The organism is Ensifer sp. WSM1721 (assembly GCF_000513895.2).
Classification (GTDB): Bacteria; Pseudomonadota; Alphaproteobacteria; order Rhizobiales; family Rhizobiaceae; genus Sinorhizobium.
The window spans coordinates 1,616,720-1,627,814 of sequence record NZ_CP165783.1 but is presented as its reverse complement, the minus strand read 5'-3'; the positions used below and the strand labels follow the sequence as shown (position 1 = coordinate 1,627,814).

At 64.2% G+C, this 11,095-nt stretch carries 11 protein-coding genes; 5 read left to right on the top strand and 6 right to left on the bottom strand.

The window, feature by feature from the left end; genetic code table 11:
- Window positions 1–149 precede the first annotated feature (149 nt).
- Window positions 150–950, top strand: a complete 801-nt coding sequence (locus M728_RS25175) for a class I SAM-dependent methyltransferase (protein ID WP_026620493.1) — start codon at window positions 150–152, stop codon at window positions 948–950.
- 35 nt (window positions 951–985) lie between these two features.
- Here M728_RS25175 and M728_RS25170 read toward each other — a convergent pair whose 3' ends face one another.
- Genes M728_RS25170 through M728_RS25145 form a run of 6 tightly spaced genes read right to left on the bottom strand, consistent with a single transcriptional unit; the run spans window position 986 to window position 7,661 of the window.
- A complete protein-coding gene (locus M728_RS25170) occupies window positions 986–1,366 on the bottom strand; it encodes a hypothetical protein (RefSeq protein ID WP_034883527.1) in 381 nt (126 codons plus the stop codon).
- Between the two features lie 7 nt (window positions 1,367–1,373).
- Window positions 1,374–3,896 carry a cytochrome c oxidase subunit I gene (ctaD, locus tag M728_RS25165; RefSeq protein ID WP_026620491.1) on the bottom strand — a complete coding sequence of 841 codons (2,523 nt, stop codon included), beginning with the start codon at window positions 3,894–3,896 and terminating at the stop codon, window positions 1,374–1,376.
- Window positions 3,896–4,969, bottom strand: coding sequence for a sodium:calcium antiporter (locus M728_RS25160; protein ID WP_026620490.1), 1,074 nt, complete (start codon window positions 4,967–4,969; stop codon window positions 3,896–3,898). The genes ctaD and M728_RS25160 overlap by 1 nt, the downstream gene beginning before the upstream one ends.
- 6 nt (window positions 4,970–4,975) lie before the next feature.
- Window positions 4,976–5,962, bottom strand: a complete 987-nt coding sequence (locus tag M728_RS25155) for a c-type cytochrome (protein ID WP_026620489.1) — start codon at window positions 5,960–5,962, stop codon at window positions 4,976–4,978.
- Window positions 5,959–7,083, bottom strand: coding sequence for a c-type cytochrome (locus M728_RS25150; protein WP_026620488.1), 1,125 nt, complete (start codon window positions 7,081–7,083; stop codon window positions 5,959–5,961). The genes M728_RS25155 and M728_RS25150 overlap by 4 nt, the downstream gene beginning before the upstream one ends.
- Window positions 7,074–7,661, bottom strand: coding sequence for a cytochrome c oxidase assembly protein (locus tag M728_RS25145; protein WP_051440885.1), 588 nt, complete (start codon window positions 7,659–7,661; stop codon window positions 7,074–7,076). Before M728_RS25145 ends, M728_RS25150 begins: the two co-directional genes overlap by 10 nt.
- A gap of 256 nt (window positions 7,662–7,917) precedes the next feature.
- Here M728_RS25145 and M728_RS25140 point away from each other — a divergent pair, with 256 nt between their 5' ends.
- The 4 genes from M728_RS25140 to M728_RS25125 all read left to right on the top strand — a co-directional run bounded on the left by M728_RS25140 (window position 7,918) and on the right by M728_RS25125 (window position 11,089).
- On the top strand, window positions 7,918–8,367 hold the full coding sequence (locus M728_RS25140; RefSeq protein WP_026620487.1) for a DUF2231 domain-containing protein: 450 nt from the start codon (window positions 7,918–7,920) through the stop codon (window positions 8,365–8,367).
- Window positions 8,364–9,896, top strand: a complete 1,533-nt coding sequence (locus M728_RS25135) for a sorbosone dehydrogenase family protein (protein ID WP_026620486.1) — start codon at window positions 8,364–8,366, stop codon at window positions 9,894–9,896. Before M728_RS25140 ends, M728_RS25135 begins: the two co-directional genes overlap by 4 nt.
- A 170-nt stretch (window positions 9,897–10,066) precedes the next feature.
- The gene (locus M728_RS25130; RefSeq protein ID WP_026620485.1) at window positions 10,067–10,567 is read left to right on the top strand and encodes a hypothetical protein; all 501 of its coding nucleotides are present in this window, start codon (window positions 10,067–10,069) and stop codon (window positions 10,565–10,567) included.
- 69 nt (window positions 10,568–10,636) lie between these two features.
- Window positions 10,637–11,089 (top strand): DUF421 domain-containing protein, encoded by a 453-nt coding sequence (locus M728_RS25125; RefSeq protein WP_026620484.1) that lies wholly within the window; start codon window positions 10,637–10,639, stop codon window positions 11,087–11,089.
- Window positions 11,090–11,095: the final 6 nt, after the last annotated feature.

The window sequence follows — 11,095 nt, the reverse complement described above, 5'->3', positions numbered from 1 at the left end:
CCGGACCGTAGGTGACGTTTGCGCGCACGACCCAGAGATGAGCCGGCATTTTGGCGAGCGCTGGTCCCGGCCATCGCGTCTGCTCTCGTGCCTTGGCAAGAACCACGGCGCGATCTACTCTAGGATGCGCTGAGCTTAGGGAGGCTTCGATGACGTCAAGCTTCAACGTCCACGACGCGGCAGGCTATGAGCAGCTGATGGGCCGCTGGAGCCAAAGACTAGCACCCCCGTTCATCGACTTCGCGGGGCTCGCCGACAGCGAAAAGATTGTCGACGTCGGTTGCGGTACCGGCAGCCTCACCTTCGCGCTCGCCAAGGCCGCCGATCTTAGCGAGATCGCCGCGATCGACTATTCGCCCGTCTTTGTCGAGGAGGCTATCCGGCGCAACACCGATCCGCGCATTAATATCCGCCAGGCGGACGCCTGCGCCTTGCCCTTCGCGGACGGCGCGTTCGACCGCGCCTTGGCGCTGCTGGTGCTGCACTTCGTGCCGGAGGCGAGCAAGGCCGTCGCCGAAATGCGCCGCGTCGTCAGGCCGGGAGGCGTGGTCGCCGCGGCCGTGTGGGATCATCTCGGCGGCATGCCCGGTATGCGCATGATGGTCGACACGGTGGCGGCACTCAGCGAAGGAGGGCGGCAACTGCGCGCCCGCTATTGTTTCCAACCGATGATGCGACCGGGCGAAATGAAGCGGACCTTTGTCGAAGAGGGTCTCGCGGACGTTACGGAAACGCAGTTGATGATCCGCATGGACTACCGGAACTTCGACGATTACTGGGCGCCGATTGCCGCCGGCGAAGGGCCGCTCGGCAAATATGTGGCGACGCTCGATGCCGCGGAGCGCACCCGCGTCGACGCTGCCATGCGCGACGCGTACGAGGCCGGCCAGCCCGACGGCCCGAGATCCTTTGCGAATGTCGCCTGGGCTTGCCGGGGGATCGTTCCCTGACCCGACGGCGGGCGCCGGAGAAGCCGCTCAATTCTTCATCGCAGCCGGCCGCATGCGTCGAGCGCGAATACCGCCGAGCCGGTCCACAGGACACCCGTGAGCGACAGGATGCTCAGCAGCCGCGAGACGGCTCTCAAGAAGGTCTGGTTCTCCCCTCTTTCGGATCGATATAGCGTGAGCCCCCCGGGAGCCCATATGGCGACGAGGAGGAGCATCGCCGCGACAAGCGTCGCCAGGGCAACGAGTGCCGGAATGACCGTTGCCGCCGACGGGAAGGCGCCGATGGCGCATGTCACTGACTGGAAGGCATAGACGAGCGTCAGATGTCCCGCCCAAAGAATTGGTCCGGTCAGCAGGAACAGAATGGCGCTGGCGACCGGCGGTTCCCTGACAGGCTGTGGGGCGGGTTCCTTCATGATGCACCTATCCGATCAGCCGCGGAAAACCATGGATCAGCCCAAGCCCCAGCAAAGACTGGGCGACGGTGTAGTGATAAAGCAGCATGTAGTTATCGAAGGTCACACGGCGCACGGCATCGAGCTTGCCGGCCACATGCCGTGCTATGGTGAACGGCCCCATGACCACCAGAGCGAGGACGAGCTGTCCGAAAAGGACGACGCCGAGGTAGACCATCGCGCCATAGGCATTATCACCGGGGCGCAGGCCCGTCGTCAGATGCCCCTCGACCTCGAGCGCAAGCGAACCAACCAGGCAGGCGAGCGACAGAAGGAGCGCAGCCGCGACCAAAACGCGCGAGGCGGCGACCTTCTCGAGCTTCCGGCTGACGAGCCATACGATCCCCGATCCCGCGAGCAGCAGAGCGCCCGCGGAAAGAGGCCATCGAGCAGACGGAGGCAACGGAGATCCGGCCGGTGCCCAGACCTCCGGCGACACGACCCAGAGGAACAAGTAGGAGAAGACGTAGGCGACATAGAGGGATCCTGCCACGAACATCAGAACGACCATGGCCCACCAGGAATGCGATGTGGGCCCGCTCATGTAGGTCGGCAGGCGAACGCCCTTGGCGACCTCGATCTCGCCCTTTGACGGCCCAGGGTCGAGGCCCCAGGCCCAGACGAGACAGAAGGCGATGGCAATCACCCCGCAAATCGTGGCGACCATCACCAGCTTCACGGTCAGCAATAGGAAGCAGGCGGCCGTGAAAATCGCGGCCAGGAAGGGCGGCCAGCCTGGTCCCGGCATCTGGATGACATATTGCGGGCGGGCATGGATCGGCGACGTCACGATGGTCTCTCGCCCGCCGGTCGGAGCATTGGGCAGATAATGATGCCCCTCCTGCACCTCCTGCGGCAGGCTCGGCCGATCCCAGAGGGGCTCACGGCTGGTGACACAGGGAATGCTGCGGGTGGAGTAGACGTCGTTCGGGAGCCATTCCAGCGTGCCGGCCGCCCACGGGTTTTCGACGCCGCCTTTCCCGACGCGGAAGTTCGCGGCCAGGTCGATCAGGAAAAGCAGGACTCCCGCCCCCAGCACGTAGCTTCCTGCGGTGGACACGGCGTTCAACAGGTCCCAGCCTAATTCACCCGGATAAGTCCAGACGCGCCGCGGCATGCCCCTGAGCCCCGTCAAATGCATCGGCAGGAACGCGACGTTGAAGCCGATGAACATCAGCCAGAAGACCCACCGGCCGAGCCTCTCGGAGAGAGCCCGCCGGCTGAAGAGCGGCGTCCAGTAGTAGAAGGTGGCGAACAGCGGGAAGACAAACCCGCCGATCAGCACATAGTGGAAATGCGCGACAACGAAATAGGTGTCGTGCACCTGATAGTCGAACGGCACCATCGCCACCATGACGCCGGTGAGCCCGCCGAGGGTGAAGATGAACAGGAAGCCGAGAACAAACAGCGACGCGGTCGTCATGCGGAGCCCTTCTCGGCCGGCTGCGATCGTCGCGATCCAGGCGAAGACCTGAATTCCCGAGGGAATGGCCACCGTCATGCTCGCCGCCGAAAAGAAGGCAAGGCTCAACGCCGGAATGCCGGTCGTGAACATGTGATGCACCCACAGCCCGAAGCTGAAAAAGCCGATGCCGATCAGCGCCACGACGATCAGACGGTAGCCGACCAGAGGCGTGCGCGCCATGGTCGGCACGATCATCGAGACGAGCCCCGCGGCCGGAAGGAAGATGATATAGACCTCCGGATGCCCGAAGAACCAGAAGAGGTGCTGCCACAGCAGCGGATCGCCGCCGAGCGCGGCGGTGAAGAAGGGCCAGCCGAACGCCCGCTCGATCTCGAGCATCATCGTCGCGAGGATCACCGCGGGAAAGGCGAACATGATCATGCTGGCGAAAATCAGCATCGTCCAGGCGAAGATCGGCATCTTGGCAAGCGACATGCCCGGCGGCCGGGTTCTGAGCGCGCCGACGACGATCTCGATCGCACCGGCAATGGCCGATATCTCGATGAAGCCGATGCCGAGCAACCAGAAATCGGCGTTGTCGCCCGGGGAATATTCCGTGAGCGTCAGCGGCGGATACATGAACCAGCCGCCTTTCGGCGCAAGATCGTAGAAAATGGTCGAAAAGAAGACCAGCCCACCGACCACATAGGCCCAGATCGCAAAGGCGCTGAGACGCGGAAAGGGCAGGTCGCGAGCGGCGAGCATCTGCGGCAGCAACATGACGCCGAGCGCCTCCATCGCGGGCACCGCGAACAGGAACATCATCGTCGTTCCGTGAACGGTGAACATCTGATTGTAGAGGTCCTGGCCGATGAGGCGATTGTCGCCGACCGCCAATTGCGTGCGCATGATGAGCGCCAGCACGCCGGCCATCAGGAAGAAGAGGAACGCCACGCCGAGATAGAGGAGGCCGATGATCGTGTTGTTCACGGCCGTGACCAACCGCCAGCCGCGCGGCGTCGCCCATATGCGCTCGAGCTCGCGGACCTCTCCCTCAGGCCGGGGATCGGGGTTGGGAAGCTCCATCATCCGCCTCCGCCGCTCGTATCGCGAAGGAAATAAAGAGCCACCAGGCCGGCCAGATAGATGATGAGGACCGCGAAGGAGTCGTAGCCCATCCTCAAGACCGTGCGGTCCCGCCGCTCGAGCAAGCCGATGAAGAAGACCGCCGTCACGGTGATTGCGATCAGCGCGGCGAAAGCCTCGAAGCGCCCTGCGCCGTTCATGACCGCATCGGCGCCGCCGGTGACATCGATGACGAAAAGGAAAGAGAGGTCGATGAGGTTCGTGCCGAAGATGTCGGACATTGCCATGGTGTAGAGGCCGGCCCGCGTGGCGGCGAAGACTGTGCTCAACTCCGGGAGCGAGGTTGCGATCGCCACGAGCACCGCACCGACGAAGCTCTGGCCGAGGCCGCTCACTTCGGCGATCGCGTCGCCCGTGCGCGACAGCAGGTAGCCTGCGACGACGATGACGCCGCCGCAGGCGGCCGCGGCCGAGGCCGCCGCGCTAAGGGATTGCTTCTTGCCCCCCTTGGCCTCCTCCCGCGCCCGCTTCTCCTCGTTTTCCCGCGTCACCTCCTCGTCATTGGCGATCCAGGGCCGGCCGTGCTGCGCCCGCGACAGGACCCATAGGGCGAGGCCGGTCACCGCGGCGAGCAGCCACATCCAAAGGCCGGTGGAAAGAACCGCAACATCGCCGACCACGATCGAGGCGGTGACGATCGACAGGAGCAGGATCTTGAAACCGCCCTGCAACATCACGACCGGATCGGGAATGACAGACGTCAGAGCCTTCCGGCCGATCAAAGCGTCGGCGAGTGCAAGGATCGCCACCTGCATGGCGATGCCGCCGAGGATGCTGTTGACCGCGAGGCTGGCGTCGCCGCTGAGCGAGGAAGTCACCGCCACCGCCAGTTCCGGCAAAGACGTGATGCCGCCCAGAAGCGCGACGCCGATGAATGCCTGCCCGACGCCTGTCTTCTCGCTGATGACATTGGCATGACCCGTGATACGGACGCCCGCCATCCAGACCGAGACAGCCGCTCCGGCGAAAATCGGCAGGTTCAGCCACAGGCCAAGGCCGGTGAAATCAAGCATCGACCGTCACCTCAGTTGGTCCAGATAAGAAGAGAGCTGCGCCAGCTCGGCTTGCGTGAAGATGTCGTATGGCGGCATGAGGTTTTCCGGCTTCACGTGCTCACCGTCGCGGATCCAGCGGGCAAAGGCCGCGACGTCGTTCTCCAGTGTCGCGGCGGCCAGCGAATGCCGGCTGCCGACATGCGTCAGGTCCGGGCCTATCGTGCCCCGGGCCTCGGTTCCGCGCACGCTGTGGCATGCGACGCAGCCCGACGACAGGAACAACGTCTGGCCCGCCGTCTCCTCCGCGCCGGTCGGAATCTGTGCGTCGCCGGCCTCCCGCTCGAGCCAGGCGGCGAATTGATCTTCCGGCATTGCGATCACATAGAAGGACATGAAGGCATGCGCCCCGCCGCAATACTCGGCGCACTGGCCGCGGCTGATCCCGGCCTTCGTCGCCTGAAGCGTCAAGCTGTTGGTGCGGCCGGGAATCATGTCGAGCTTGCCGGCGAGACGCGGAACCCAGAAGCTGTGGATCACATCGGCCGACGTCAGTTCGACTTCTACCGGCCGGCCGACAGGCAGGCGGATCTCGTTGGCGCTTTCTACCCGTCGACCGCTCTCGTCGACATAGGTCACGCGCCACCACCACCGTTCGCCTACGACCTCGATCCGCAAGCGTCCGTCCGCCCGTCCCGCCGGCGAGCCGGGTCCCATCAGGTAGAAGCCGTAGCTGAGGAGGATGCTGAGGACCAGGATCGGGAAGACAAGACCGCCTCCGATCACCAGCCTTTCGCCGGAAATGCGGGCGCGCCAGCGCTCGCTACCGAAAAGCGCACCGGCCGTGATCAGGCAGACCGCAACGAGAACCGCGGCCGACGACAGGATCAACAGCCAGCTTAGACCGTCGATACGCTCGGCCTCCGCGCCGGCCGGATCGAAGGCGGACTGCACGCCGGCACAACCGTGCAGCGCGAGAAGGGCTGGCGGGGCGAATGGTCCGGCGAACCTCATCGGTTCGCCTCCGCCATCGGTTCCGGAGGCGCTGCATCCGGAGACAATGACGCCAGATAGGCGGCGACGTCTTCGATCTGCTCGGGGTTCAGTGCACGGGCGACTACCGCCATGATCCTCCCATAGGCCGTGCCGACGCGCCCTCCTCGCTGCCAGAGGCGCAATTGCTCGGCGACATAGGGGGCATGCTGGCCAGCGAGCCGCGGAAAGTAGGATGACTGCCGCCCGGAGTGACAACTCAGGCAGGCCGGCACTCCATGTCGCGGAATGCCTTGTGTGGCGATGGTTTCTCCGCGCCGGAGCCGCTCCGCGTCGGGCGCGACGAGAGCCTTGCGCCCGACCGGCCGAAGCGCTGAATAGTAGGCCGCGAGCTCCCGCATCTCGCCCTCATCCAAGAGGTCCGCGGCCGGCTCCATGGCACCGCTAGCGCGGGTTCCCTCGGCGTACTCCCGGAGGCTGCGAAGCAGATAGGCTTCCGGCAGTCCCGCAAGCCGGGGGATGCGGTCGCCGTTGGTGCTTGTGCCTTCGGTTTCATGACAGCGCCCGCATCGGGTAAAGACGCGGTCGTTCGCCAGCCCCTGACGCGTGTCGCCGCCCCGCGTGAGGCCCGCAAAGTCCGGGTAATCGCCTGCGGCGTCGGGAAGGCCGGCGAGGAACGCCGTGACGGCCCAGACTTCGTCGTCGCGCCCGGTATTCGGCCATGCCGGCATCCCGGTATATTTGAGGCCATGCTTGACGATCCAGAAGATTTCCTCCGGAGGGCGCCGCTTGCCGATCTCCGTCAGATTCGGCGGCGGGGGCAGCATGGCGCTCATGATCGGGTTCATTTCCTCGCCCGGCCGGCCGTGACAGGGCACGCAGCCGCCTTCGTAATGGGCCGCGCCGAGACGGATCATCCCCTCATCGTCGAGCGGCGGAACCTCGATCGGAAAGCTCCGGGTGTCGATTGAACGCTCGCGGACCATCGCCATGAGCCAGGTCGTGATCCGCAAATGGCCGCTGGAGGCAGCGACATTGTAGATCCCGGACGACACGAAAATGGTGCCGGCGACTACCAGCCCCGCGGCACCCATGCCGAGCACCGCCGCAACCGTCGTCCAGTGCAGCTTCTTCAACTCCACGCTTCTTCACCCGGGTTGACGTCCGGCTGGGGCTTGCCGGTTTCCATCGCAAAGAGCCATCGCGCGCCGATGGCGATAGCGGCCAGGACGTAAGTTGCCGGGCAGGCGGCCAGCATGATGAGCCCCGCAAGGTGCTGGTCAGCCAAGGTTGCGCTCAAAACCGGAGCGCCGTCGCTCGGATGGGCGTGGGCGATATTCGGGTAAAGCGCCCTCGGCGCGAAAACGAAGAGCACGGCCAGGAGACAATAAAGCTTGCTCGTCACGAGGAGCGCGACGATCGGCTGCCAGCAGCGCTCCTTACTGAAGCGGAAGACTGTCCACCAGAACAGGACGGCGGTGAGAAACAGGCTGCCATACATCAGCAAATGGACCGAAGGGAATTCGAGCGCCCGGTTGAGGAGGGGCGGGGCGTGCCAGGTCCAGAGGGCGACGAGCTGCGCAAGCGTCGCAAGCGCCAGCATGCCTGCAGCGACCTCCTGCCTCTCCGGTCGAATTCGCGACGCTCCGAGTGCCGCCAGCGGCGCGACGAGGTTCATCAGCAGGATGTGCACGCTCATGTGCATCGCCAACGGCCCCATCGTTCCTCCCTACCCTCTGAGCGGCGGAGCTGCTCCGTCATGATCCCGTGGTCGCGGCCGCGAGCGGCCGGCGCAACCATCCATGCGATGCTCGGCATCAACCTGCTGCGTTGAAGGCTGAAACTGATTGGAGGCGCCATGGTTCCAGTCCGCCACCTCCTCTGGGTTGCGGCCTTCCCTCGCCGATCTACGAATTTGGTGAAGGAACAAATGCGCGGGCCCGCGGTTTCAACGCGCGACCGAATAGGAGGCACCGATGAGCCTGAACTCTCCATCGACTGCCGCGACCGTCACCAGCCCGATCCATTCGTTGTTCGCGCCGTTTCCAGTTGTCTGCTTCACGCTCGCCCTTCTGACCGACATCGCCTTTTGGCAGACCGGATATGGCATGTGGCAGAACTTCTCTGCCTGGCTGCTCTTTGCCGGAGTGGTTTTCGGAGTCGTAGCGGCCCTGGCCGGCGTGGCGGAATTCCTGTTTCGATCGAAGCGTCGCGCGCCAGCGGCGATTTGGCTCCACACGGTCGGTTATGTGGTCGTTCTTGGCCTCGCCTTCGTCAACAATCTCGTCCACGCCGCCGATGGTTGGAGCGCTGTCGTCCCCTACGGACTGATCCTGTCTGCGGCGACGGTGCTTCTCATCATCCTCATCGCTTTGCTTGACCGCGCGATGCTCCATCGAACGCATGTCGGAGTGGGGTACTCATGAGCAGCTCCAGTTTCTTTCGTGCAGCCGCCTTCGCCCGAAGCTGCCTCCTTCTCCTGGCGCTTGCCGCCTGCAGCGAAGACGGCACCGATTTCGACATTTCCCAGCAGATCGGTCCCAATCCGGTCTTGCCGGAGCCCATCTCGGAGCTTTTGCCCGACATGAAAGTCGCCGAGGTCGTCGGCTGGAGGGACGGCGAGACGCCAACCGTGCCCGAAGACCTCGCCGTTACCGCCTATGCGACGGACCTTGCCAATCCACGCACGGTACACACCCTGCCCAACGGCGACGTGCTCGTCGTCCAGTCGCGCGAGCCGCCCGGAAAGCCTGTCTCGCGACCCAAGGACTTGATCCGCGGCTGGATCATGTCGATGGCCCGTAGCGGCGGCGGCGAACCGGAGAAGGAGAGCAATCTCATCACTCTGTTGCGCGACAGCAATCGCGACGGGCAGGTCGACGAGCGCCGTGATCTTCTGACTGGCCTCAACTCGCCCTTCGGAGTCGCGTGGTACGGGGGAACGCTCTATGTGGCGGCGGCCGACGCGATCCTTGCCTATCCTTATCCGCTCGGGCAAACGGAAATCACGGCGCAGCCGACCGTGCTGACGCCGCTTCCCGGCGGTCCGATCAATCACCATTGGACCAAGGACCTCGCGCTCAGCCCCGATGGGCGATATCTCTACGCCTCGGTCGGCTCCAACTCCAATGTCGCAGAACATGGGCTCGAAGCCGAAAAGGGCCGCGCCGCCATATGGCAGGTGGACCGGGAAACGGGCGCTGCCCGCGTCTTTGCGTCGGGCCTGCGCAATCCGAACGGTCTGATCTTCCATCCCGAGAGCGGCGTCCTCTGGACCGTCGTCAACGAGCGGGACGAACTCGGGCCAAACCTGGTGCCGGACTACATGACCTCGGTGCAGGAAGGCGGCTTCTACGGCTGGCCGTGGAGCTACTTTGGCGATCATGTGGACGAACGGGTCCACCCGCCTCGCCCGGACATGGTGGAGAAGGCGATCGCCCCCGACTACGCGCTTTCGAGCCATGTCGCCGCACTCGGCCTCGTTTTCTCGAACGGCTCCGCCCTGCCGGCGCCCTATGCGAACGGCGCGTTCATCGGGGAGCACGGCAGTTGGAACCGCAAGACGTTCAATGGCTACAAGGTTGTCTATGTACCGTTCGAGAACGGCAGGCCGGCCGGAAAGGCCCAGGACGTGGTGACCGGCTTCATCGAGGGTGACCAGGCGCGCGGCAGACCGGTCGGCGTTGCGATCGACGGCACCGGCGCGCTCCTCATTGCCGACGACGCCGGCAATACTGTCTGGCGCGTCGCGGCCGCCGATGGTTCGGTGACACCAAGCCCGGTCGGCACGGACGGACAGAGAAGTCCGGCGGTCACCAGCGATGCCGGCCAAGCGCCACGTCCGGCTGGAGCCGCGGCCGGTGAACCAGCCCCCTCCACCGCCCGCGGCTCGCAGCCTCCGAGGCCATCGCAGATGGAGATCGCACCGGCAGTTGTCCCTGGTGAGACGCCATAAGAAGGCGAGCGCGAATTGCATCGTCCACCCGGTCGCGATCGGCCCAAGCCACTCAGCACAGCACATCCGGACTTTTCAAAAACACAGCTGCAGAAGCCGCGAAGCGCCTGGTTCGAACTGGAACATTCCTCCGATCCGAAACGTTGAACCATGCTTCATGGAGGTACGCCTTGGATCAACCGCCGGTACGCGACGATGGACTGCAACTCGAGGAGCATCGAAAGTTCCAGGAGTCGTTCTGGAGGGTGGAACGGATCGCCTGGATCGGCTTCGGCTGTATTCTCCTTCTAGCAATTCTGGGCATGACCGGCTCCAGTGGTTACTTCGCCCGACAGGCGCTCGCCTTTGAAGGCGGCCTCGTCGAGATCCCCCGGTTCAGCCGCTGGCAAGCATCGGACTCTCTGAGCGTGTCCTTGACGGCCGGTGATGGAGATCGGCGCCTCGTTTTTACCTCCGAGTTCTTCCGAACCTTCCAGGTAGAGGACATCGAGCCGCCGCCGCTCTTTACCGAAGGAGAGGGCGACGGGACCGTCTACCACTTCAAGTCCCCCACGCCGCAGCCCCTCGCCCTGACCGTTCACGTGCGCTCCCAACGGCCCGGCATCGTTGTCTACAAGGTCAGCGTCAACGGGGAGCCGATGCGATCAGTCCGAACGATTGTCTGGCCCTAAGCCGAGTTGAGGAAAGGACATGCGCGCTGTCTTCCGACCCGAAATCATCATGACCGAGGGAGGATTTCGATGGAATCCGTAGCTCGCGGCATCGCCGTCTACTTCGTTCTGTTGATCGTCCTGCGCCTTTCTGGAAGGCGGACGGTCGGGCAGATGACGCCTTTCGATTTCGTGTTGCTGTTGATCATCGCCGAAACGACCCAGCAAGCGCTGCTCGGCGACGATTTTTCGATTGTCAACGCCACACTGCTCATCCTCACCTTGTTCAGCGTCGATATCGTGCTTTCCCACTTCAAACAGTGGTCGCCCAAGCTCGCACTGGTCCTCGACGGCACACCGACCGTTCTCATTGCAGACGGCGAAATCGATGATCATGCGCTAAGAAGAGCGAGGGTGAGCATAGACGACATATTGGTCGCCGCGAGAGAGCAACAGGGTCTCGCCCGCCTCGAAGAGATCAAGTTTGCGGTTCTCGAGGCTGATGGCGGAATAAGCATCATACCGCGACGAGACACTGCCTGAGGAGGC